Annotated in this window: 18 protein-coding genes and 1 pseudogene; 3 read left to right on the forward strand and 16 right to left on the reverse strand. The window is 43.3% G+C overall.

Annotated elements, in window-relative coordinates:
* Nucleotides 1-398 precede the first annotated feature (398 nt).
* Nucleotides 399-1442 (reverse strand): NAD-dependent epimerase/dehydratase family protein, encoded by a 1044-nt coding sequence (locus ACWQXP_RS11560; protein WP_454063489.1) that lies wholly within the window; start codon nucleotides 1440-1442, stop codon nucleotides 399-401.
* A gap of 762 nt (nucleotides 1443-2204) precedes the next feature.
* On the opposite strand from ACWQXP_RS11560, the gene ACWQXP_RS11565 reads away from it, so the two are divergent.
* Nucleotides 2205-2414, forward strand: coding sequence for a hypothetical protein (locus tag ACWQXP_RS11565; protein ID WP_454063031.1), 210 nt, complete (start codon nucleotides 2205-2207; stop codon nucleotides 2412-2414).
* Here ACWQXP_RS11565 and ACWQXP_RS11570 read toward each other — a convergent pair.
* The gene (locus ACWQXP_RS11570; protein ID WP_454063490.1) at nucleotides 2408-2602 is read right to left on the reverse strand and encodes a hypothetical protein; all 195 of its coding nucleotides are present in this window, start codon (nucleotides 2600-2602) and stop codon (nucleotides 2408-2410) included. The genes ACWQXP_RS11565 and ACWQXP_RS11570 overlap by 7 nt on opposite strands.
* 618 nt (nucleotides 2603-3220) lie before the next feature.
* Here ACWQXP_RS11570 and ACWQXP_RS11575 point away from each other — a divergent pair.
* A complete protein-coding gene (locus tag ACWQXP_RS11575; protein WP_454063032.1) occupies nucleotides 3221-3925 on the forward strand; it encodes a hypothetical protein in 705 nt (234 codons plus the stop codon).
* A gap of 277 nt (nucleotides 3926-4202) precedes the next feature.
* On the opposite strand, the gene ACWQXP_RS11580 is transcribed toward ACWQXP_RS11575, so the two are convergent.
* From ACWQXP_RS11580 to ACWQXP_RS11635, 12 genes and pseudogenes are all read right to left on the reverse strand, one after another.
* The gene (locus ACWQXP_RS11580) at nucleotides 4203-4703 is read right to left on the reverse strand and encodes a hypothetical protein (RefSeq protein WP_454063033.1); all 501 of its coding nucleotides are present in this window, start codon (nucleotides 4701-4703) and stop codon (nucleotides 4203-4205) included.
* Nucleotides 4700-4843 (reverse strand): hypothetical protein, encoded by a 144-nt coding sequence (locus tag ACWQXP_RS11585; protein ID WP_454063034.1) that lies wholly within the window; start codon nucleotides 4841-4843, stop codon nucleotides 4700-4702. Before ACWQXP_RS11585 ends, ACWQXP_RS11580 begins: the two co-directional genes overlap by 4 nt.
* A 392-nt stretch (nucleotides 4844-5235) precedes the next feature.
* Nucleotides 5236-6420 carry an outer membrane beta-barrel protein gene (locus tag ACWQXP_RS11590; protein WP_454063035.1) on the reverse strand — a complete coding sequence of 395 codons (1185 nt, stop codon included), beginning with the start codon at nucleotides 6418-6420 and terminating at the stop codon, nucleotides 5236-5238.
* Between the two features lie 938 nt (nucleotides 6421-7358).
* Complete coding sequence (locus ACWQXP_RS11595; protein ID WP_454063036.1) at nucleotides 7359-8705, reverse strand: DCC1-like thiol-disulfide oxidoreductase family protein; 1347 nt, start codon at nucleotides 8703-8705, stop codon at nucleotides 7359-7361.
* Between the two features lie 2 nt (nucleotides 8706-8707).
* On the reverse strand, nucleotides 8708-9181 hold the full coding sequence (locus tag ACWQXP_RS11600) for a hypothetical protein (protein WP_454063037.1): 474 nt from the start codon (nucleotides 9179-9181) through the stop codon (nucleotides 8708-8710).
* Nucleotides 9182-9300: 119 nt separating this feature from the next.
* Nucleotides 9301-10317, reverse strand: a complete 1017-nt coding sequence (locus ACWQXP_RS11605) for an NAD-dependent epimerase/dehydratase family protein (RefSeq protein WP_454063038.1) — start codon at nucleotides 10315-10317, stop codon at nucleotides 9301-9303.
* 782 nt (nucleotides 10318-11099) lie between these two features.
* Entirely contained in the window at nucleotides 11100-12290 is a 1191-nt protein-coding gene (locus tag ACWQXP_RS11610; protein ID WP_454063039.1) for an SGNH/GDSL hydrolase family protein, read from the reverse strand.
* A 433-nt stretch (nucleotides 12291-12723) separates the two neighbouring features.
* Nucleotides 12724-14403, reverse strand: a complete 1680-nt coding sequence (locus tag ACWQXP_RS11615) for a DUF5060 domain-containing protein (protein ID WP_454063040.1) — start codon at nucleotides 14401-14403, stop codon at nucleotides 12724-12726.
* Between the two features lie 1003 nt (nucleotides 14404-15406).
* Nucleotides 15407-16156, reverse strand: a complete 750-nt coding sequence (locus ACWQXP_RS11620; protein WP_454063041.1) for a glycosyltransferase — start codon at nucleotides 16154-16156, stop codon at nucleotides 15407-15409.
* 448 nt (nucleotides 16157-16604) lie between these two features.
* A complete protein-coding gene (locus ACWQXP_RS11625; protein WP_454063042.1) occupies nucleotides 16605-17390 on the reverse strand; it encodes a methyltransferase domain-containing protein in 786 nt (261 codons plus the stop codon).
* 1094 nt (nucleotides 17391-18484) lie between these two features.
* Nucleotides 18485-20152 (reverse strand): DUF5060 domain-containing protein, encoded by a 1668-nt coding sequence (locus ACWQXP_RS11630; protein WP_454063043.1) that lies wholly within the window; start codon nucleotides 20150-20152, stop codon nucleotides 18485-18487.
* A gap of 578 nt (nucleotides 20153-20730) precedes the next feature.
* Nucleotides 20731-21035 (reverse strand): annotated as a pseudogene (locus ACWQXP_RS11635) (integrase core domain-containing protein); the annotation flags it as partial.
* 648 nt (nucleotides 21036-21683) lie between these two features.
* On the opposite strand from ACWQXP_RS11635, the gene ACWQXP_RS11640 reads away from it, so the two are divergent.
* Nucleotides 21684-22358 (forward strand): class I SAM-dependent methyltransferase, encoded by a 675-nt coding sequence (locus tag ACWQXP_RS11640; protein ID WP_454063491.1) that lies wholly within the window; start codon nucleotides 21684-21686, stop codon nucleotides 22356-22358.
* Nucleotides 22359-22898: 540 nt separating this feature from the next.
* Here ACWQXP_RS11640 and ACWQXP_RS11645 read toward each other — a convergent pair.
* A complete protein-coding gene (locus ACWQXP_RS11645) occupies nucleotides 22899-23930 on the reverse strand; it encodes a sulfotransferase family protein (RefSeq protein ID WP_454063044.1) in 1032 nt (343 codons plus the stop codon).
* 142 nt (nucleotides 23931-24072) lie between these two features.
* Nucleotides 24073-25632 (reverse strand): flippase, encoded by a 1560-nt coding sequence (locus tag ACWQXP_RS11650; RefSeq protein WP_454063045.1) that lies wholly within the window; start codon nucleotides 25630-25632, stop codon nucleotides 24073-24075.
* Between the last annotated feature and the right edge of the window lie 15 nt (nucleotides 25633-25647).

Consider the following 25647-nt stretch of genomic DNA (forward strand, 5'->3'; position numbering starts at 1 on the left):
CGGAATAACTGTTTGAGCAACAACATTTCCTCCGCCCAAAAAGGTACTCAGCATAAACGCCAAAAAACACAGGAGCGTTTTGGCGGTCTGAACGTGCAGCAACAATTGATTTTGCTTAGGGAGAGCGAACTGCATGTTATATAATGCGTTCATTTAAAGAAGGTAAGAAAATCTTACTATTTATCAACTATGGGCAAACCCCAGACGTGGAATACCGTATTTACAACTAATATGGCACCAAAAATCAAGCTCAAACTTGGCCACGGCAAAAGATCTGGCTCTCTAAAACCTGATGAACGATCTTTCCCAAGCGCCAGGCACCGTTGTCTCTGGGCCCACTTCATACTCTCATGGACCTTAGGTAATTTAATGAATCACCTTGCTATTTTCACACATGACTAGACAGGAAGCTTAGATTCAGACCAGCGAAGTTGATCAGTGACATGTCCTTCGTCTAAAAGCGTTCTCAACTGACTCATGCGCACAAATCGTGGTTTTGTTAAGATTTCATCAGTGATTTTCGCTGATTGATACGCTTCGTAGATTTCCTTCGCCCCTGCACGTGCATCCCAGCGTGGTTGAAAGCCTGGAATCTTACGGCTAACCTTACTGCAGTCAACTCGATAGCAGCGCTTATCCGGACCGGCTCCCTCAGCATATTCTATTTCACAACCAGGGACAGTTTCTTTCACAATTTCCCCTAACTCACGAATTCGATAGTTTTCCTGTGTGCGTCCAATATTAAATGCTTGATTATGAATGACGTCTACTGGGGCTTCAAGCACTGCTAAAAATGCTCTTGAAACATCCTCAACATGCACAATCGGACGCCAAGGAGTTCCGTCACTCTTCATAAGTACACGACCTGTTGTCACGGCAGACGCCATCAAATTATTAAGGACAAGGTCCACTCGAAGTCGAGGGGAAATGCCATACACCGTCGCATTCCGTAAGAATGTAGGATGAAAAGTGCTATCAGCAAGTTTTTGCAGGTCTCTTTCTACCCAAACCTTTGATTCGCCATAAGGCGTAACTGGATTCAGCGCTGAATCCTCGGTAAGGAAATTATCTCCAGAAGCACCATAATTGCTGCAAGAGGAGGAAAAAAGAAAACGAGAAACACCCGCAGCTTTAGCCTTCTCAGCAAGCCGGACGGAAGCTGCATGGTTAATTTCATAAGTAAGAGTTGGATCGAGGTCTCCTAAAGGATCGTTGGACAGCCCGGCCAAATGAATGACCGCATCAAATCCTTCTAGCTCAAGGGCAGATGTATCACGTATATCGATATTGAGAGAAGGAATTCGCGGAACATCATAATCACCAAAGATACAGTCTGCAAAAAGATCGGTATCTAACCCTATGACCTCATGACCATCGGCGAGCAGCATAGCAACAAGAACGCTACCAATATAGCCATTCTGACCAGTAACTAAGACTTTCACCATTTACCTCCCTGATTTCTCATACTCTCACATAACCGAGTGCCAAATTAAAAAACCATCTGTGCAATTTTACAGTCAAGATAACGACAATGAAGCCTTGAAGCACAATGATCCGTAGAAAAGATCTACAAGCAACAGGAGGAAACGAATTAGAGCTTCAACGAATATAAGCATTGTTGTTCTTCTTGTTGCTGAATCGACCAAACATTCTACATTTCGAAAACCTCTTGAGACTTAACGAATAACCGTTCTCGCTAAAAGAAAATTTCAAGGAAGTATTCTCATACCGGTTCTCGTCTGTAACAACAAACCGTCACAATTTGAAAATGATTCAACTTCAATCTTTGCCAGAATTACGTCGCACGCACTATGAAGTTTAAACTTATCCTGTCATTTATTTGGCTCATCATTCCTCGACGATCGTCTTCGTCAATACTCAACTAGTCGTTCGGATAAGCATTTGACAGGCAGACAAATGAGATCTTACTTATTGTAGAACAAATCTTGCTCGCATCTGGGACATCGGCAAGTAAACCGCATTTGACCTAGACCAATCGCAATGCCCAGAAGCCTTTTTTCATTTATCTTTAGGAAAATCCCGCACCGAAGAAAGATAGGTATTGTTTATAAATTAACAAGCTACTTGAATTCATCTTGTAAGTGCAACTCGTCACGTGGTCTTGGTCTGGCCTTGCGACACATTTAGAGAGACAAAAATGGCGGGCCACCCTGGCTTGACGAAATCTCAAAGGGGAGGCTTCGGTGAGGGAAGCAACCCGACAACATGGATTGACGATGGCCGGGATGGAGGGCTGGTATAAGCAGTTTTTACTGACTGAGCATAGGTTGAGACGGCATCCCAAGAACAAAGAGGTGCTTAAAGAAGAGCGGATCAACAAACTCAAACTGAAAATCGGGTACTTGGTCGTCGAGAACGATGTGTTACGGGTACGGGACGCGGCATCTCAGTGAATTTCTGCATATACTGCTTGACTCCAGAAATTCTCGAAGCCATTACCATGTTTGTGTTTCGTCACAAAGCGTTTGGAATGATTCATGCGGTAATGTTTGAATTCAGAAACATCGAGAACATTCGAGGAGTGAGAGGTGTCCGTACCGATGATGTGTTCCGGAATGATCCGCTCCCGCATAACGCCCATGAACGTCTTGGCTTTCGTATCCGGAATCACGTCCGTGTACGAACACCCGCCCCCACATTATGAATTTCCCAAGGCTGGCACATTCCCGGCTGCCCCTCGTCTACACGTTCCTTTTCGTGGGATCCCAATATAACTTGCATTGACTTCGATTGCCCCGTCGAGCGGTAGGTCATCCTGGAGCGTTTGAGGAATGATTTCTCGTACCCAATGAAAGTATTAGGCCGCAGTGTTTTTACTCACGCCCACTAAGACTGGAGCCGTCCAAGCTGTCGCCCTAGATACAAAGCCCTCAATCAACCGCACCAACTTTACTTGGTTGAGCCGACTCTTTCGCCTTCAATCACCCTAAAATCACTCTGTGATCGAGGATGGCTCCTCTTCTGTTCCTCCCGATTACACAACGAGTCTCGCGCGAGCATCGCAATGCCACATGAGGCTAAATGTAAAATGACATGAGTCAAAGAGACCAAAGCCACAAAATGGGGTCATACTCGACTTAAAATGATTCCCTTGATCGTGGGACAGGATAGTTCCTATTTTCTTTGTGACAATGCAACCCCATTTTACTAAAGAAAAATAAAGAGAAGGGGTGTTACACTGTCACAGGATCTATTGGAGATGAAAATCAATCAAATTTCATTAAAGCCTTCTGCAATTGCTTGTGCCTTAGGAACAGTGGCGATACTTTTGGTTCTGGCTAGTATCGGAGGTCAATTAATGACCTATCTAACTGGTCATAACCATATTTACGGACTTGTGTTGTTATTTAACGTTGACGCTGAGGTAAATATTCCGTCTAGCTTCTCAACGTTTTTATTATTCTTCTCCGCCCTACTACTTGCAATCATCGCCATTCTCGAAAGGAAGCAACTTAGATCTCATGTGTTGTATTGGGCAGTCCTTTCATTAGGATTTTTGATTATGACAATGGATGAGGCATTGTCATTTCATGAGAGATTGATTTATCCGATACGCGACCTGATTGGCGCTGACAGTTTCGGTATCTTTTATTACGCCTGGGTCATTCCATTTATCCCCCTTGTTCTCATTCTTATTCCGTTCTATGCAAGGTTTTTGTTACAACTTCCTGAAAAAACCAGATTGGCCTTCTTCGTAGCTGCGGCTCTATATCTCGGAGGGGCTATTGGGGTTGAACTCATCGGAGGGTACTATGTGGAATTACATGGGAAACACAATTTGACTTACAGCATGATTGTTACGGTTGAAGAAAGCCTTGAGATGGGAGGGGTGATATTATTTATTTGGGCACTTTTGGTCTATATAGCTGATAATTACCAAGAAGTGCGATTCCGGATTGAGTAAACCCCAGGATTTTGAAGTATTCATGATAGCGAAAATGACCCGAAAAATGAACCTTTTTAATTAAAACCTCGGAATCACTGTTCAGGCTACCCATGTCCATTGAATTCATGCAGCAGCACATGTCCATTGAAGATGTGCGTATTGATTCTCTACGTTTACTGTGCGAAGGGAAGAGTATCGTAAGAGTATCGAAGATATTCGTTGCGCACATGAGCCGATAGACAAAGAGGCCTTACTCCTTTCACCTGGTCTCCGTCTCACGGTTAATGGCTTTGTCTTATTGAACTCGAACCGGGATGTAAGCACGGTTGTTTGAACCGCTCACCTCATTAATATCGTTGCCTGTATCGACGATAATTGCCATCCAATAGTTTGAACCGGATTTTATATTATTCAGAATGATTACCGGAATAGTTGTGGTATGCACCTCAACTGGCTGGATTGAGTCACATGACCCACATCCAATGCGTGTATCACTTAGCTGATACCACCATTTATTAAGATGTAGATTAGTGCAGACGTTTGGATGGGTCTGATTGCCATGATTTTCAATCATGAATTCTGGTGGTATGGCATTGTCTGAACTCACACGGCACCCAGGTTTGCCCGTGAAAGTAATCCCTTGCAACGTCCGCGTCTTTTGCACTGCTTCGCGCGCGCTGCCATGGCCTGAACATTCACCAGTGAATTCTTGCACATCACGCTTGGCTCGAATCCAGAAATTCTCGATGCCATTGCCATGTCTGTGTTTCGTCACAAAGCGTTTGGAATGATTCATGCCGGTTTGAACTCAGAAACAGCGAGAACATTCAAGGAGTGAGAGGTCTCCGTATCGACGATGCGGTCTGGAATGATTTGCTCCGGCATGACGCCCATGAACGTCTTAGCTTTCGTATCCGGAATCACGTTCGTGTACACCCGCCCCCACATTATAAGGCTTCCAAGACTGGCACATTCCCGGCTACCCCTCGTCTACACGTTCCTTTTCGTTGGCTCCCGAAATCACTTTCATTAACTTCGATTTCCCCGGCGAGACGTAGGGCATCCTGAAGCGTTTGAGCAATGATTTCTTGTACCTGATGAACGTATTAGGCCACAGTGTTTTTATTTACGCCCACTAAGACTGGAGCCGTCCAAGCTGTTGCCCTAGCCACAAAGTCCTCAATCCAACTGCACCAGCTTTATTTGACTGAGCCGACGCTTTCGCCTTCAATCACCCTAAAATCACTCTATGATTGAGCATAGCCCCATATTTGGTGGCACATGAAAATCCTACAACAAGGTTTGTGGGTGGGTGACAGGACTTGAACTTACAGAAGGCCTTGGACCGAAAACATAATCGTATTACTATAAAAATCGAATTGATTCTGACTTGAAGCTCTTCTCTCAAATGAATACGCGAGTTTAAAACCTAGCCATTTCACCGTTCGGTAGTCCAGCTCTATTCTCCATCGAAATCGATCATCATTTCTCGAACCCGAAAAGTCGCTATTGGAATAAAGAAAGGACCCTCTGCTCGAAAGCCCTTTTCTGAATACCTTGCGCGCAGTAATCCCAATTCCCGTCTGTGTAAATGTTGAAGTATTAAACACCGCAGATTGCTGGATAAATCTAAAAGGAATAAGGCGGAAATCTAATTGAGACGTTGGCCTCCATCTCAAATCACCTCTCATAAACAGCAATTCCTGCTGTTTTCCACCAATACTCAAGTTTCTTTGCATCAGATCTATCACTTGCGCCGGGTCTGATGCTGGGGAACGGTCAAAATTCAGCACAGAATATCCTAGATTAAATTCTCCTGTGAGTTGACTCTTCGCTTCGAGTCTAAATCCAGTAAATATGCCGTAGGAGAAACTATCCAGTTGTGTATTTTCATCATAGCTTACATCGGAGACCTGTACACCTAACAGCGCAGAGACGCTTTTGCTCGCTGGCACAATTACCGTCATATCAATCGTGCCAAAACTCTGATCTCGTGGCGCGGCTTGATTGTTATTTCTATAATGCAACCGAGCATAGTTAATTCCGATACGTAGACCAATTTGGGGGCCAAGCATTTCAGCCTGAACCTTAATCAGGTCCGACCTCCATTTCGTAATATCCTGTTGCTGAATATCAAGTTCTGATCCTCTGGGATCAAAACCTTCAACATGCTCTGCCTGAAAATCGACCTTGAGACCACCAGGGAAGTCTAAACGTAGGAGGCCGACACCATTTTGAGCCAACGCATTATTTTCAGAAAACTTTCCATAAAGAAATTGTGCCGCGCGATAATCAAATAGCAGCTTATGTCTTTCACCAATCGGGAGAGATGCTTGAAGACCAGGAGCGATCGTGGTTAAGAAGTCGCCCCGCCTCCTTTTCTTCGTTCTGAATACATTATCCGTATAGACTTCAGCCAAACCCAAGAATGGATGCAGTCGAACCGGACCAGCTTTCAACCCTTTACCTGGAAGATCTTGACGAAATCTAGGATAAATAAGGGTGGGATTCACGGGGTTATGACTGCCTGTATATGAGAAAGAACCCGTATCTGAAAATGATTGGGCCCAACCGTTGATAGGTCCGAACAGATTCAAAAGCATAAGAAGGAAACATACAACACCAGAACGCCATTTTAGGTATTGTTTGTGGAGAGGGGGGATCGAATAATTCACAATGGTCTCACAAAATTTCAGACACTCAGATAAATGAAAGAGGGCTAAAATCAATTGTAAAAAATGGCAAACCTTGCGTCTTCTAACTTAGAATAAGTCTGCCAGGACCATGCATATTCGACATGATCGAAATCATAAGCACGATTTCCGCAAGACCTATCAGAAAAATCTAAAAAACACCGACCTTATCATAGAACTCCGAGCTAGCAACAGCTATCTCTGATTAGAAGAGATATTTAGATGTCTCTTCCAGTTCATCAGACCGTCACCATCGCATTGGAAAATTCACCAGAGGAGCCGGCAGCCGTTTTTCTGTCAAATCGACAATAAACGTTTCTATAAGAAACTTGGATAGGATTATTAAGGAATGGAGACAACCTTGCTTTTGGAGATCCGAACCAAGCAATAGATTGAATGGGACTTGGCTGACTCGTTTACAAATTCACTCGAATGCCATTCGAAACATTCCGTATAACACAGTACTCAATAAGCCGACTGCCTCAGTTAGCTAAAAGCGGAACATCCCCAACACAGAAAACCAGCTACAATCGAAAGGTGAAAATCTTTGACTCATCATTCACACAAATGTTCCTTGATCATTGTGCATACACGAAGTATTAGAGCTAATACAGATTACCATTGAGTAGAAATCTACAACCTCACCTTCAAGAATCAAATTTCTGACTTTACCTTTCCCTATGCCTAACTGAGGTCAATCAATGTTATTTATTTTCGGCAGATAACATTCATACAACCTTACCGCTAAACTCCTGACATCAAGGCTTCGAATATTTATGTTTCGTGGAGGCACAGGTGTCGAAGGTGCAATCTTCAAATCGACGTCTCCGCGAAGACACCAGCTTATAGACTTTAGGACCGATCGTGGAGGCAAAGGGAAGGTAAAAGAACGGAACCGCGAACCAGAACAGTGGAACAACCTTCACTAACTCCTGAAACGCAAAAAACCCTTTGCGTAATGAACCATCTGGCATCACCAGATACATTTCACGTAAAAATTCAGACAATGGAATATCTATTTGTCTTTCCTGCCGTAAAGCGTCCCAACGATCCAACACATTTGAGTATCGTATCCGCTCAAACCAATCTCCGTATTGAAGAATGGTCATCGATCGAATACAAAGAGGACACTGTCCATCGTATAAGACTTCGAGTTTCTCTGGTTTTGCAAAAAAGAGAGAAGAAAATTTGGTCAATGCACCTTTCCAATTCACAAACACTCCATACATGGCCATCCAGGTAAAAAATGGAGCTCGCATCGTCAAATATACGACAATGTGAAAGGTGAAACCCAAGGGAATATAGACCCATCGCAAAATCGGAAAGATGACGATGAGAAAAAACGTTCCTTGAAATACTAACGCCGTCCATTGAGATAGCCACGCTAACCAATGATGATCAGCAAACCATAATCCTAATGAGCTGTTCCATCGCAGACCATCTCGTGCCAGATAATATTGCAGCGTGAAGCCGTTAGCCCACTCAAACCCAGAGTAACGCATTTTACTCAGAAAGCTTGAGAAATAGCATAAAGCAAAAATCCACTGCATAAGCAAAACGGGCCATCGAGCGAATTCGCTAGACTCCTCTAACAGTGTAGAAGGGATAAACTTTCGTTGTTTCGCCGAAACCGAAAGTCGACGCAATAGATCATCAACGGACAGCACACGTCCGCATGGACTCAACGCAAGAATGGCAAGCGCAATCATCATCACAGCTTGCACATGATGAAATTCGCCAAACGAATAATTGAATGACCTCATGAATATTTGCCCAACCACAAACACAATCAGACTCAGATTGGTGAAAAGCCCAACAAAGGCCGAAAGGCCAGCACCCATCGTGATAACAAATATCACGGAAAGTAGAAATTCCGATGGTAAAAAAGGCTCGCCAAATGGAAGGGTCAGTAATTTATAAACAAGCGGAGGGGAGTATCGCGTCTGCACCATCATTGGGGCATTGTGTGCTGTATATGACACGACCTGGTAGAATTCTCGTCCTACCGACAGTAATAGCTCAACCCCAACAAGAAGCAACCGACAGCAGGCGAGATTGAACAATGGAGCTGGTGCAAACCAATAGGATTTCCAGAAAGTCCACATGTTCACCCCCCCCCACCGATCGACTGCAAGTCAACGACCTTAAAAATCTGAATCGGAACATCAGAAATTCCAGTTCGACTGATTCGTACAGGTGCTGCTTGAATACGAATAGCCTGAAACGCTCCATGATCGATCACACGTAATATTTCTACATACGGTTGAATCGATGGATCGCTTTGATTGTCTCGGAGACGAGGGATAAGCCAGTCGTTGAACTTAAAAAAACTCAGCCCAAGCTCTTGTCGAGTGATCCGTCGTTCCTGACCATCTGACGTGACCCCAACGAGTTCTAAGTTTTCGTTGACGAGCTCATTCTCAGCACGAGTTTTGCTATACATTGGATAATCCAGAAACGGCCAGTAATAAAATGGAACCGGGAGAATAATGGCCACCAGTTGAGCGATGAAGAATACGATAATAACAATGGAAACGACAGGGAACAGTAGAGCGTGAGAGTAGAGTGGAAATTTCCTCATGACATTAGCAACGAAGACTTAGCGGCTATCCACAAAAGAGACGGAACCGCTGCATGAGTAACGGGTTTCAGTATGACGTAAAGTTAGGAGTGAGGCAAGCACACAGGGAGACATCGACATTAATCTAGCCAGCCATGGGTACGGTACCAGCTAAATATTTTTTCCACTTCAGCTTCAAATGTTAACTGGGGATGAAACCCTAACTCTCTTTTGGCTTTGGAGGTATCGAACGAACGCGTTTTGGTAAAGAAATCGACTCGTCGCCTATGAAGTACAGGCTCAATGCCCAATGGCTTACACATAGTCTCAGTGAGGGATCCAAGAAGCTGAATCGGTAAGGCTGGCACTTTGAACGGCCAAGGCTTCACACCGGCCACACGGCTAATGGTCATAACTAATTCAGAAATAGAAACTGGCCGCTCTCCTGCAAAAATATACGTCTGTCTTTTCGCTACATCATTTTCAGCCGCTAACACAAAGCCATCGACTAAGTCATCAACATCAATCCAATGCACAAGCGTGCGTCCATTTCCAACAATAGGAAAACGACGCCTTGCCAGACCTTTAAACAGTTTTAATGTCCTGGTATCTCCTTGCCCCCAGATCATAGCAGGCCGGACAATGGTTCCATCAAGACGGCCAGACAGAAACCGTTCGCGTGCCAACTTTTCTCCTTCGCATTTCGTTAATTGGTAAATATCTCCTGGACGATAGTCTTCGTCCTCTGCTGCAGGCGGATACGGAATGTGACTATGAACTCCGACTGTGCTGCAGTGAACAACTCTCTTCACGTAAGCCTGTTCCGCCGCATCAAGAATATTTCTGGTCCCCTCAACATTGACGTCATAGTAGGTACGATCGTCATGTTTAGCCGAACGAAAGAGCGCCGCAATATGGAAAATACTATCAACATCCTTCACCACCTCAAATACCGCGGCTCGATCAGTGATATCACCATAGACAATTTCAGCTCCAATAGACTTGTGAGCATCGATGACTTTCGGATCGCTGCTTTTACGGACAAAAATACGAACATGAGCCCCATCACTCACCAAACGACGCGTTAAATGGCCTCCCACAAAACCCGTCGCTCCTGTTACAAGAACACGTTTACCGACAAGACGATCCAGCTTCATGATGTTTCGCTCTCTACCGTTCACTTGGTGACTTGAAGTATCTATCAGTAACCATTGGGGAACCTATCGTATGACACACGTGAACGTGTGCAAAACCTTTTGAGAAATAGCTCAATCTAACCGATGTAGGCCATGATAGACTTATATTTGTGGACGTAAACGAGTCCCCGAGAATCATCCATATACCTTCGACCTTAAAACAGGACCTCCAACAATCGCGCGTGATCTTGTGACCTCAGGCATTCGTTCATCCGCATTCATTTCTTGCTCTTCAACTCACCCGTAGCATCTACATAAACTACGGACTATAGCCAATCCAAACAAGTTCCAGTCGTGTGCTAAGGCCATGGACGTTTAACGCACCACTCGTTTTCTCTGTTCAACCTTCACTGAGCATTCCTATGGTCATTCTATATAGTGATCATAGATGGCCTCAGTGGATACGATTGACCAAAGACCAAGCGTAACTGAGGGACAATCTCTCGTGGCGACGTTATCCTTTAGATGCCACCATTATGGATATTCAAGTAACCCAGTGTAATTACACACATAAACATTGAAAGTAATTGAATCGGCTATAGACAGCAACTTCGTCAATTCTGAACTCAGCTGGGATCCTTACGTATCGATGATAGACTTCAGTGTTGTCATTAGGAGATTAGCAGAATGTCTTCAATGAAATGACATCAGAAATCATCTTAGGTGCCATAGGGTAATACGAATGATGAAATCATCGTGACAAAATTCTTCTGTAGGATCAGAAGGATAGGGTAACACGTGTACTATCGTGTCGAAAGGTAAGCACAAACTTTTTCTGAGACGAGATGAGCGGCAAGATCATGCCCTTTTTCATTCCAATGCCCTGCCCCCATTCGATAGTTAGGAAATCCATGGAGATATTCTTGATGTTCATCCACATATTTTTGAAACGCATACACAAGCGGCACAACGGGAACGTGTAATTTTCCACCGAGTTTCATGATTCGTTGTTCGGGATAATCCAGCGTATCAACACCAAGCCGTTCCTTTAAGTCACGTCGTTGCATAGGATCAATTTGACTAGGATTGGTCACCAGCGCCCAAAATGGCTCACCGTGATGTGCAAAGATTTCCTCAGTCAACAACTCAAGAATGCCTTCCGTCATTGCCCAGGCTTCATGATGCAGAGCACTACGAGGAGGAGCATAGACCCACTCCGATAATCCAGTTTCCTGAAACGCAAAATTGGTATATTGTTTGACCCGCCAGTTATTGATCACGCGCATGGCCTTATTCAGCACTTCAAGGGTGCGAGAATACTGAACCCCAGTCAGTAACATTCGATCCTTGAAGGACTCGAACGTCCAATTTCTAAATGAACTATCAAGCTTCAACTGTCCTTCATCCCAATAATAAAATGGGCGTCGATAGTCGGGACATTCACGACCTTGACATGTATTGATTTTCGGGAAATTATCGACTAAATCGTTTCCGTGGAAAATGGCCGTGAGAACCATATCAGGTTTGTATGGCCAAACATGATGCCTGAGGGTTAACAATTCATCTGTTGTTGAGTACCCGCCTTGTCCAAAACTCAACACTTCTATTTCATTATACTGGGGAGACGTACAAGATCGAAGGTAATCTTCTAAGCGTTGTCCAAATGTATCCTTCAGCTCAACCTGGCGTGCTTCCATATATGAATCGCCTAAGATTGCAATCCGATACGTGCCCTGCTTCTTTTCCACTGTGTGCTCACGATCTCGAAATCCTGCCGAATTAATCCGTATATACGCCGCGCCTTCAGAACGATACCATCCCTCTTTTCCCGCTAAAAGCGCTTTCCCTCTAATCGGATCATAGGTATGAAAGACGGGATATGAAATCCCCAAGACCCGTAAAGTGGCTTCTGCTATGGTAAAAGAAATAATGCCGCACAGACACAATACCGTAAAGATTATACCTGCCTTGTGGAACGAGCCTTTGCCCTTCATCAATTTCCTCTGAATCAGTAAGAACTGATGTTTAATTGTCTTTCATCGGATCATGTAGAGAGTTTTGTAAACGAATCATACCATGAATGTCGAATAACTTCGCCATTCATCACCCGTTGTTCCTCAAAATCATTGAACTTCTTGTTCATGAAGCAACTCCGAGATGCTCTGTTTGCATATTTCAACATGAACGATCATCGAGAACCATACCAACCAGGCCCTCTGGCATCTCAGCAAAACAGAGTCGGAAAATAATGAAGAGCAGAGCAATCTATAATTTTAAGCCAAAAATTTTAAGCCAAATGGCTTGAATAACATATCTAATTGAAATATTTATGAAACGTGCTGGCTAGACATGCAAGACCATGATTGCCTGCCCAAATTACTCATATCCTACGCACAATTCAACACTTAAGACAACAGAACCCTTGGCCTACCGAATCATGAGCCCTGTAGGAGCCTTAGGAGGTACTGTATCTGCCTTCCCTTTGGAAAGGAGAAGGACCGTATCACCTGATATTGGGGAATAGAGAGTTCGAGATCCTCCACCCTTGACCTTTCCACCATTTTGCGTTGTCCCAGTTATAGGGTTATACCAGAGCACATCATAGGTATTTGAACTCCCCGCACCTGAAAGATTGATCGTAATGGACCCACCATTTTCATCGTAGACTAAATATTCAAGCCCCTCTTTCCCAGAGGCAATTTGCCGACCTGATTTTGAAACAAGAGAGTTAAGCTGTTTGTATTCGCGATACTTCGTCTTCGAGTAAAAAAAGTCAAACATACGGCGAAAATCTTGCTCGCCTTTTCCTGTTCCTCCAATCCAAATACTCCATTCTGAATACAGCGGCAACACACCAGCCATCAAACTTCCCCAGGCTCCCCGTCTCACTTCCCTGGCATTTCTAGGTTGGTCATTGTGTCCACCTGGTGCTTCCCAGTGATCTTCTGACCCTATGATGGGTTTATTGACAAATTTTGAACCAATGCCAGATTGCCCACAGAATTTCTTACGATCCTCAAACTGGGCCCAAAAGGCTTGTCGAGAATTTCCCTTGAATATATCTCTTGTTGGGGTTTGTCGCATCGAAAAACCTAACCAGGACGAGAAACTATTGAGCGAACAGTCATGATTACTGAGGAGTCGTCTCCAAGGGTCAATACTATGAACGTAAGACATCACTTGATTAACTTCGGACCCACCCCAAATATCGTGCCATTCCCAGCTTGGGCTCCAGCCAAAAAAATTGTAATACCCACCAAAGCGTGCCACAAAATATCGAAGAAAAATCTTAAATTCTGAAAATGAGTACTCAGACTTCTGAGCAATCATGGCGGCAAATGTAATCGAATACACTTTCTTCTTTGCTAACCTTGTCATAATTCGTTCCCAGGTATGCCAAACAGGCAAATCAAACCTTTTCTTGTCGCTGGAATTGATCCAGAAGGATCGATTTCCCCAAGCATCTGGACGCTTTTTCGTGCGGTCGACCTCTAACATGACCATCGTAAAATTATACCCATTCCCAACAAGGTCCCGATCAATGACCCTGTTGATACGAGTTTCTTCGTCAATGATGCTTCCCCCAGTTCTCGTGGAGACATGTGAATTGTCATAATTGATTCCGTGTAAATCGTATCCTCGAAGATGAAAGGGCTTATTACGGGAATCCATAAAATACCATGGATTGTCGCTTGCCACTTTCAGAGGTCCAGGAAGTCCAGTATCCACAACATTGAAACTCCCTGAACCACCAGAAGTTCCGTCCGTCCATGTGTAATTGTATTTCCATGTCCCAGTCTTGTCGGGCATGAAGCGTAATTTCCACACGTTACCGTTTTGCCCACCTTTCCCATTGCCATCATAAAATCCAAAAAAATTAGTTTTACTCCCAGTAGGTGAAGTAAATGTCGCTCGTAATTCAATAACGTTATAGTCAAAAGGATTCGAATAACTTTTGGAATTCGTCACCTGAGTTTCCCACAGATCATACAACCCCACCTCGGTCCCTGCAGAAACGACATTCGGCACCAACACTGAAAGACAGCCAACCAGGACCCAAGAAAGGACACATACCTGATATCGTTTAGTTATATTTGTTGTTTCCAAGACGGGACTCCCTTTCGTCAATGAGCAGATAGAAATTGCGGGCTCGCGATAACGAATGTCGCTTACACACCTGTCACACTTTTGTTTTTTCGGCCGTTCCATCATGATTCTTGAGGTTATGCTTGAGTAAGAAAAGGATTGAGCATAGGTGTACCGAATTTCCCATCGGATATGTAATCAACAATCAACAGCCAAGACTCCGGAATTGTAGTGCCTATAGCGAATCCAAATACGTTCCAGTGGTGCGCTGAGGCCATGAACGTTCAACGCACCACTCATTTTATCTGTTCAACCTTCACTGAGAATTCCTACGGTCACTCAATATTGTGATCATAGATGGCCTCAGTGGATACGATCATTCTCAAGACCACGCTTTTCTGATGGGCAATCAATAATGATGACCTGGTAATCCTTTTGGTGCCAGCACGACAGGCATCCAAGCAACCCAGCATAATTACCTACTGCAAACATCGGAAGTTATTTGAAACGGCTATAGCAGTGACAGTCTCAGTCAGAAGGATTGCCGATCATCTTGGCTTACACTCCAATCCTCACGCGTTGTTTTTGGGGATGATTGGGAAGTCATAGCCATGCTCACATTCAACCCTGGAATCAACCTTGTATTGCTAGGTAGACTTCATAGAACATTTGATAGGATGGAAAAATTTTGCAGGCTGGTTTAGAGAGACAGTTGACTCACATTTAGTTCAATGTTAACGAGAAAGACCTTTCTTCGGCATATATTCTTTATCTCGCACGATTACTTTGATGGCACCCAACTTGACCGCATAGGACATCGAAAATTTCGATGGAAAACGCTAGAATCCGGAATAAAGAGACACGCATATATCGCAGACTGGACCCACCAGATATCAAAAAATACCATAAACATCTTCTCTACTCATCTCTTTCCATATGCTCGCGGAGTGGTCACCCAGAAACACTCAACAATTCAAATGGTAATTGAGCGAGAGCCGCTCATATGCCATTGCCATTTTTTATCTTACGATCCTGATTCCATCATTGTCGTATAAAGTTGACGATACTTTTCAAGAAATATTGTCTGGGAAAACTTTTTCTCAATAACCGCATGACAGTTCACGGCATATTCATCATAGCATTTCATAAGCTGACGAATTCCTCTATGTAGAGAATCAACACTAGGCTCAAAGACAATACCACAATTATATCGCTGGACGAGTGAAGCCAAAGAGCTTGGCGAACTCACAAGCAGGGGCTTACCCCATGCCAACGATTCGATGCCACTATGAGGAGATGGCTTAATACTATGATACTCAAGGCCAGGAAGGATTGTGGCGTGCACTGTTTGATAAATCTTGTCCATATCCATTAATCCATTTTTTATCTCAACGTTTTTCACACGGAGTCGTGTAATTGCTTCTTGTAGTTCAGCAAGATTTTTATTTCTCCATACGAACACAAATTGAACCTCTGGAACTCGTTTTGCCGCATTCAACATGAGAAAGATGCCTCGCGACACGAGGTCATAAGGAGATGTCGGACTTGTAGCAAACAGAATTTTAAATGGACCCGTGGCAGGTACGATCGGTTTCAATTCTACACCAGGGTATATTAATTTCACACGGTTTTCTTCTAAACTACATTGACTCATCACATCCTGATGTCGTTCAGATTCAACAACAATATATTTTAGTTGCCGTAGATAGGGAATATTCTTTTCTACGTTCGCTAGCGATACAGTGTCTTTCGTAATCGTGAGGAGAGCATTCATGGAACACAGTCTCGGTGTCAACAGACGTTCTCCCCCAGACGCAAAAATATGATTGATTTGAAATCGAGAAGCAAAGGTTCGTAAGAAAGGGAATAGAATCAAGCAATAGGGCAAAGGCAAAAACTTAGTATTCTTAAAGATGCTGACTTTCTTCGTCGTTTTCTGGTTACAAGTAATGAGGTTAACCCTATTTCCTTCCTCCATTTCATGGACCAAGCAATCGACTTCTTTTGAAGAAGCCTCCCACTCAGGCGCATAATTATATAACCAATAGGCAATACTAGGACCTGTTTTACCATGTTCCATTATTGAAATTTCCCCATGCGATTGTCCGCCTTCTCGTTTTGAATTCTATAGTTTTTGGGAATGTTTATTGCCTATGGACACAAAGGCGAAAACCCTGATGGCAGGAAATCCGTAAACCGAAGAAGAAAAGCAGTAAAAAAGATTACAACTTCTTTTGGCACACAAAAATCTGATTTTTCGAGAGTTTGTTTAAAACTGGAGTGTTCGATATCTTTTCTTCCAGCTTGATTAACATGTTTCTTGGCAATAACAGAATGTTATTATTTCCCGGCAAAACAAATAATCGATGAACTTCGCGAACAACAAATCCGGCTTCGGCCAAATGTCCTCGCAACTCCCCTTCAGACATCGTGTCGATAATTCCTCGCTCTCCTGGCTGAAGCTGACTTTTCTTTTTATACCCTAATACCTTGCGCATGAACCAAGCAACCATTCCCAACAACGAGTAGCGATTCATATGATTATCCAGAATCAATACGCCATTCTCATCCAATACATCATAAAGACCTTTTAAAACAGGCACACGATTTTTTTTCTCAAGGTTAAGAAAGAGTCGGAATGAGGTAATAAAAGAGAATTTCCTTCCACTCAACAATTGAGATTCTGTCACAATATTTCCTAAGATCAATTCTGCCCCAATGTTTTTGTCTTTAGCCTTTTTCAGTTGAATAGCTGACGCATCCATTCCAACTTTAGTCGGGATCACATCTTTCAATACGGAAAGAATGCGACCTGTCCCACAAGCATAGTCTAGCAGGGACAGATTTGAACCGAGTTGAGACCATCGATTGAAAATCAATAACAATATTTTCTTCTCAAGTTCGAATATGGTTAATTCAAAGTTATTACTAATTCCCTTATCGTAATTTTCTCCACTTGCATCTCCTTGGGCGTAGGATTCTAAATATGGGGAATGATAGTGCTTCATTCAACGATGACCTTTTTAACTTAAAATATTCTCAACATGCAGAATTTGAATTGGGGGGCCACTTCACATGCTATTTTTTCTTGAAGACGAACGTAGTCTCATTTGCGTTCATAGATATGAAAGATTGCTCTTCCACATATTGGCCAGGACCCCAGCCTCACTTCAACAGTATGATGTACGATTAGTAGCATCATACAACAATGCTGAGCAAGAGAGGATTTTCACACAAAGATTATCAAAAGATTAAGCATAAGGAATATCGACTTCCACTTCGCTAACCATGGGGTTGGCAATCTTTCAAAAATTCATCAGAGCCTTGTCTCCTTATGCACGGGAATGCTTAATAGGCGAGCGACTGCCATTTTTCGTACATTCCGGCGAATCATTTTGAGCAAATATCTGTAACGCATTTAACAATCGTAACAGATAGTCTATTTGAACATTCACCGCCCACTAAGGCAATCCTGAAAAAGAGAGAACTCAATTGTCTTTTTGTATAAATAGGGACACCGAGGACATATCCCCCCTTGATTAGACAGTTTTGGCCACATTGACTAGCGCTTGAGAGTTTTGATGAGGAGATTGTGAAAATGGCTTTTTCGGTTAACCCAGCCGAAGAAACAGAAAAATCTCCCGCTGAGGCCTATAGCCGTTTCGAATAACTTCCGACGCATGGAACGTATACTTCCGATCTGCCTGCCTGAATTGCTCAACTGGAAATTAATTGAGTTCGTGATAGTTGACAAACTTACCTCACTCCAACTTTAGAAGTGGCTTTAATGCTCTAGAGGGAAGAAAGATAATGAGAGAAGGATTGACTGGCGGTAGGAGACGTATTTGTAAAAACTATCGGTGCTATCAACACGATAGCACGCCTCAATCCACGCTGAAAAAATCTCTGATGAAACAGATTTTCTAAAGATTGAAAGAAGAGGAAGGCATATCATCCGACAACCATTTAGAAGAAGGCAACCCGGCAGATTCGGCAATGCAGGCATTGGGACTACAAGGGACACATTCTCCAAGCCCTACACTGTCGAATCTTACATGACGGCCTCAATCCAATAAGTAATAATTGGATAAGGAGTGCTGAGCTACCTAATTGTAAGACCGGTTGGGGCCTTCGGAGGTGTCGTATCAGCGTCCCCTCTAGTCAGTAGGAGAACCGTATCACCGGAAATTGGAGAGTTAAGCGTTCGAGACGAGCCTCCTGTCACTTTACCACCATTCTGAGTTGCGCCTGTTGTCGGGTTATACCACAAGACATCAAAGGTAGAACCGCTGGCTTTTGATAGATTAATCGTAATCGATCCACCATTTTCATCGTAAACCAAATATTCTTGTCCCTCTTTCCCTGAGGCAATCTGGCGACTGGAATTAGAAACGAGAGAATTGAGCTGCTTATACTGACGATACTTAGTCTTAGAATAAAAGAAATCAAACATGCGTCGCATATCAGGCTCACTCTTTCCACTACCACTAATAACAATGTTCCACTCAGAGTACATTGGCATTACACCAGCCATGATGATACCCCAAGCAACGCGACGAATCTCCGTTCTATTTCTTGGTTGTCCATTCGCTCCATTTGGATTTTCCCAAATATCTTCGGATCCGATAATTGGCTTATTCAAGAATGCACTTGCCACACCCCCTGTAGTATTACAATTCCCTTGGCTTTGTCCCGCAGTCCGTGAATTGGCTGAGAAGATATTTCTCATCGGAGCCGGTGGATTAGCAGCCTGGCGCATGGAAAAATCCAGCCAGCCTGTAAAGTCGCTCTTAGAACAGTCGTGAATGGTCAGCAGCCTTGAGAACGGGTCCCAAGCCTGTACTTGTTTCATAATCTGATTCACTTGTGAAGCATTCCAAATATCGGTCCATTCCCAGGTAGGGCTCCAGCCAAAATAATTGTAAAAGGGTGCAACCCTAGCAACCCAGTACCGGAGAAAAACTTTAAAATCTTGAACATTATATACATCTGGGTGATGGATCATACCATTGAAATTTATGATATAGACATTGTTATCTTTAGCTAGCGTAAGGATCTCTTCATAAGCCTTCCATACAGAGATATCAAATGTCTTGGTATCCGTGGTGTTCAGCCACCAAGAGTCCTTCCACGTATTGACACGATTCGTCTGACGTGCTCGGTTTGTCAGACCATCCAACATCGTCAAGTTATATCCGTGATCAATGACTTGTGTTTTAAGGAGGTTTTTCACTCTCGAAACCTCACTTAGAATCTTTCTTGTTGCTGTGCTTTTGGCAACACCATGCAGATCATAACCTCGAAAATCAAACGGTTTGCCTTTGGAAGTCATAAAGTACCAGGAATTATCGGTAGCCACCTTCAAAGGGCCTGGCAAGCCCGTGTCCACGACTGTAAAGCTCCCAGAACCACCCGACGTCCCATCCGTCCAGCTATAGGAATATTTCCAAGTGCCCACTTTGTCTGGCATGAATCGCAACTTCCATACATTCCCAGTTTGTCCCCCGTTGCCATTCCCATCATAAAATCCAAAAAAATTGCTTTTCTGTCCACTTGGAGAAGTGAATGTTGCTTGCAACTCAATCTTCGTATAATCAAAAGGATTAGAGTAGCTTTTAGAATTTGTCACCTTAGTTTCCCACACATCATAAAGACCCACTTGAGCCATCCCAAGGACAGGACTTCCCAAGCAAAATAAAAAAATGAAAACGAAAGTCCCAATGGACCCATATCGTCGATACATCCAGTTAGTGATATCAAAAAATTTCAATGGTAATCTCCACGGTTATAATTATTGGTGAGTAAGACCAACAATATCTTCTTGCTGATCCAGTAAATGACCTAATTGCACGAAACCTTCACTTTCTATTCGGCAAAATAAACAGGTACTTGAGAAAATCGGTAATAACGTGAAAATCAAAGCGCCACAATTCATCAATTGTTCTTGCGATACACTATTCGTTAAAAGAGCAAAAAATGAAAACGCATTGTACTAGGCAATGGTGGAGGTAATTACGGCTGTGCAACAAGCATACCCTAAAGGACAAGGTTAGAATTTGATAGGAAAAGCTTGAATTCGCAGGTATGAAAATAAATATAATCGACTATTTAAAAATATGAACCACTCTAATGCATTAAATGACATTCAGATATTATACGTAAGATAAATATTCATCGCCTGCTACAATTTGTTTATTTTGCTTATTTCCGCAGACTATAACGAATCCAAATAAGTTACAGTAGTGCGCTGAGGCCATGAATGTTCAACGTGTAAGCTTCCCCGTCAAGCGGACAATTCATAGTAGAGTTTTCCGGTGTGTTGACGTTGGCCCCGTTTCGAGACAGGTCTTAACCAGAACAGACGGCTTGTTCAGTGATCTCAAGTCCCTGACGTTGTCGCAGAAACTCATTCGGGGTCAGGTGCCCAATTGTGAGCTATGCGGACGATGCTGCTTATAGTCTAGTCGCCACGTTTGGATGATAACTCGGGCTTCATCGAGTGACCGGAACTGGTGGACGTTGAGACACTCATCTCCTAACCGCCCGTTAAAGGATTCAATACAGGCATGTTCGACCGGTTTGCCAGGGCGAATGAAATCCAGTTTGATGCCCTGCCGATACACCCAGTCTTCCAATGCACGCGATTGGCCTTCTCTCAATCTGGGAGTGCCTACAACTGTTTGGCACTGGCCTGCGTAAAGGTCCGCGACACCATGAAACTCGACAAGTCAATCGCGCCGGGGACCGCCGCCGCCGCGGCTTCATAATTCCGACACGAAATCTCATATTGCGATCGCCAATGATATTAATCTGTTTGACTGATCTGATGCTCGAGACAAATTGATCCTCCCCCACAAAATCAGACACGGGGTTAAGCTGTCTGCTCAAATATCATCAGTATATAATTCTTAACTCGGTGTCCGATATCATGGGGGAAGATCAAATCTCGGCTACGTATTTGCGTATGAGTCTCTCTAACCTGAATGACGTCATCGGTTTTCGCATCGCACTTTCTTACAATCATGGTCAATCGTTCCTCAGTTGATCGACCACACTGTATTGAGTTTCAGGACCCTTGTTTTGATGAGGCTAAATAAAGTAGCCTTGACTTTACAAATGGTGAGTTATGTGATGATAGAATGTAGTCGGAACTGTTTTCGTTCTAAGAAGCTCATGTATACATTTGGACTTCACTATAAGCTTAATGAAAAATATGAGGGCATCGACTCGGATTTAATGCACGAATTATGTGTTTAATTAGGTTAGGTAAAGATTGAACAAAAAGATTGAGTAAAGACGTGATGATTAAATCAAAGCTAGTCCACAGTCTTATCAATATTAAAGGCATTAAGAAGTTCCTGTGTTCGAACCGATTGTTGAGCCGGATATATTTCGAATACCTGTATCTCCAGAGGGATCCATACTTTATCGTAAACAGCGCTGAGAGGGACCAAAAGATGAGTGCGGTTGATAAGGCATTTGGTCTCGTTGAGGGGTTAAAGTTTAAGAGCGCGTTAGAAATTGGGTGTGGAAATGGAAAATTATCCCATTATCTAGCTATTATTTCCGAAAATGTTCTAGCAATAGATGTTTCAGAAAATGCCATTAAGTGGGCAAGGGAGATAAACAAAGGCATGACAAACCTGCAGTATCAAAGAGCAGATATGATCACAGATGATTTCGGATCAAAAAAATTTGATTTTATCTTTTGTTCAGAAGTTCTGTATTACCTGGATCGCTCACAATTGCCCAATGTAATCCTCAAAATAATCAGCCTTTTGAAGCCTGATGGAAAAGTTCTGTTGGTGCATAGCCGATCAGTTAAGGATGAAAGCAACAGCGCTGGCCTTACCCTGAAAGAATTTGGGGCAAAGACGGTCCATGAAATCTTTTGTAATGCGCCTGAACTCGAGAAAGAACAGGATATCATTATGGAAAGAAACAGAATTACGTTGTTGCGACGCCATATGTTTTAAGCAAGGAGAAAGGCCCTGGAAGAAGCTAGGGATGTGGATTGAAGGATAATGTGGCCCAGTCACATCATAATGAGATGACCAAGCCTCATAGGCGCTGTCTTTATAAGTCTTTCCCAGAAGAACCTCTAGACAGTCCAAACGTCTCGAAAGAGAGCTGGCAAGCAAATGGGTTTTATACTATTATTAAAAGTCTCAGTGCTTCACGTGGACTGTTCGGATCGCTTTTCCAAAAATTGACCTAATGGAATGATTTGAGCCATAAATAGATGGCGCAAGATGGGCGAATGACAGGAACGAAAGATCCGCTTTGTCGTAGCGGGTAGCTACACGTCGGAAATGCTTAAAGTAGCCAAATAATCGTTCCACTGTAATCTTTACATGCGCACTCTGGACCATGTAATTGGTTTTGGGCACAACCCTTGGGGCCATCCCGCTCACTGTCTCGACGATTGCTTCCATATTCGTATACGCCTTCTGTTTGCGTATATCGGACTATGCATGATGTCACACACATGATTGCGGCAGGAAAATACCACAACACTAACCTCGCAGCTTGAAGATTGCCTTAAAAAGCATCTTATAAAGGGTTTCGCTCTCCCCCCAAATGATCCCAGTATTTGTAGATCTCCTCATATGAATGTCTTTCGTTTTATATTTGACATATTTCAGCAATTCCAGAGCCAACACAAACGGGGAAATAATTTTTGAATACCAACTTACAACCTTTTGCTCATAACAGAATTTCTCCATAAGTTTGCCCGTCAATTTCTGAATAATGTACACTTGAGACATTGATAGTTCTTGTCTCCACCGTTCTACATTATCGGTGGTCACTGGCACAAAGGTTCCCTTCTTGCACTCTTCATTTTTAATATACCTGTCAGCAGTTTTGTAATATTCAAGCATCTTGGCATTAAATTCCTCACCGATAAACCTACAAATCATAGTAAGTTGCTTTTTGGGATCTGCCACAAGATCTTCATATCGCAATTCATAATATGATCTAAAACGTTTTGAGATTTCCTGGCTTTGCAAAACATCAAGCTTCCATTTTATTGTGTTTATTGCAATAGAAGGTCCAGACCAATCCACCTTTCGTAGTGAAGCCACAACTGCTCGTGGATCGCGAATTATGTGAATGATCTTCGCATGTGGAAAGATATCAATGAGATGGTCAATATATCGAATATTTTCAGGAGTCTTTTCTCCATACCTTCTGGCACCTTTCGCCACGGCACCTTCTTCAAGCATATACCTATAAAACATCTGATACGTTCGGGCATTATCACAAATCATACGTCGTTTAACTTGATCAAGTACTGCATCAACCCCGACGAGGAATTGACTGCCATAGGTCTTCCTAACAAGCAAGAAAAATGTTTGAAGGTCATCAATCTTCTCTATCGAAGGTAGCCGCTTCTTAATCGTTAATATTTGATCAAAATAATGTATCTCACCACAGATGAAAATATCTGGATGCGAATTAATCATCAATTGAAGCAATGTTGTACCAGATCGGCCAGATCCAACAATGAATATCGGAGAGCAATCTGTAAATTGTGTCACGCCCATACCTAACGCTTCATTGCCAAGGATTCACGCGACCATGAAAATTACAGCAAGCGGGATAGCGACAGCAGCCGTGGATCATATCAGCCTACATGCTTAGTAACAACTAAAGATGTTATCGGCGAATGCACACATCTCGAAACGATCATAATGTCTGTTTGTGGAGAGTTGAAACTTGCCGCTTGATCAGTATTCGCATAAGTTCTCTGTCAACCGGGTCAATCAAATAGCCGAGCGCGTAGAGAATATAGATAAAACTAAAGCACATCAACGGAAAAACTGTCACCGAAATGATATCCGAAACAGCGTCGGTGAACTGGTGCCAGCTCCACGCTCCCACAGAAGCGGTCAAGAGCATGAAGCCTAAATTGTGAATGTATTGACGAGCAAACGGATGGATGCCAAACTTCCACTTCAGCACGACCAAACACGTACCATTGATGGCAAAAATACTCAATAGTGATGCCACAGCTGCACCTTCGATCCCATACACGGGGATTAGGATGGCATTGCCTGCAACGTTAAGGACGAAACCACAAAAAAACACCACGAGTTGGGTCTTCGTCATGCCAGCGATGGCAAGGTTTAGTCCGGTGAACCCAACCATGGCATTACCATAGTAGGCCACAGCAAGGATTCGCAACGACGATGCCGCTTCGATATATTGCTCTCCATAAACTGTAACAAGCACTTCCTCGGGAAAGAAAAATAGTGTCGCGAAAAGTGGGAAGGCCATCACCGCAGACCACCGCGCTACACGAGCATTCATATCCTTCCACTGTTTGTTCTCACCCTTCGCGATAAAATCTGAACCTATTGGAAGATATAGGAAAGCAAAGGACATGAGGATCAAAGTCATTGCACTTGCTAGGTCGGAAGCTGATCGATAAAGCCCAACCTCATATGATGCAGCAAAAACTCCGATAATAATGACATCGATAAATCCTGTGAATTTCGCCAAGGGCTCTGTAAAAATCAATGGCCAGGAAAATTTTAATATTTCACGTGGGCGGTATTGAGGTTGAACTTGCACCATATTTCTGTAAGGAGTCTTTGTCCGCACAAATGCGACCGCCAATATACTCGAAAGGAAGTAGACAAGGACATATCCACACACAATCTGAAATTCTTTCCATCCCATTACCCACGCCGACAGGACTACGATCAAAAAACCTGCTGGGACCATAATATCCTCAACCAGCACCTTATACTTCGGGAGTTTGAACCCGCTGAACACTGCGATCATGACCCGCTGGAGATTCAAGAGAGGCAGAGCGACAGCCAATGTCGTGAGGATTAAGGCTTCACGGTTATCCCCCATCACACTCGCAGCGAGCCACCCTGCACCGATAAACAACCCAATCCCTCCAAGAAAGCCTCCAATTGCACTAACGAGTGTCGCAAGATTTATAACTCCACACGCTAACTCAGGTTTGCCCTCACTTTGATATATTGACACGAACCGTCGTATGGCTGTATTGAAACCGAGGCCAGTTAGTATGCATAGAAGGTTGAGAGACATCATCCCCCATGTGATCAACCCATAACGTTCTGGGAGAAGAATGCGGGCGGCTAGCACCTCTGTGATAAAGGTCAAGAGAACTTTTATCCCCATTCCCAGCATAATGAGACCGCTTCCTCGCACCAACATGTTCAGTGCTACGTGACGGTCTGCAGGTGGGTTTGATAAGACGTCTGAATTCACTTCTAATCCTGATTT

The sequence above is a fragment of the Candidatus Nitrospira salsa genome, assembly GCF_965152625.1.